General features: G+C 50.0%; 1 rRNA gene. It reads right to left on the bottom strand.

Annotation, left to right across the window (positions count from 1 at the left end):
* Positions 1 to 127 precede the first annotated feature (127 nt).
* Positions 128 to 222: ribosomal RNA gene (locus WFH23_RS14070) — 23S ribosomal RNA — on the bottom strand; the annotation flags it as partial.

The following is a 222-nucleotide window of genomic DNA, read 5'->3' as shown; positions in this document are numbered from 1 at the left end:
TATTCACATATGACCACACCCCACCCCAAACAGGTGGACGTGTGTGGCCGTACGTCTAGAACCACAAAGTGGACGCGAAACAATCGTTACTGAAGATACTCATGCCCTCCCCATTCAAGGGGAGGAAGAAATCAAGTCATCGGCTTATTAGTACCAGTCAGCTCCACACCTTACAGTGCTTCCACATCTGGCCTATCAACCCAGTAATCTACTGGGAGCCTC

Source organism: Leucobacter sp. USHLN154, assembly GCF_037145595.1.
In the GTDB taxonomy this organism is placed as follows: Bacteria; Actinomycetota; Actinomycetes; order Actinomycetales; family Microbacteriaceae; genus Leucobacter; species Leucobacter alluvii.
The sequence above is the reverse complement of the archived record's forward strand: the minus strand, read 5'-3'. Positions and strand labels throughout refer to the sequence as shown.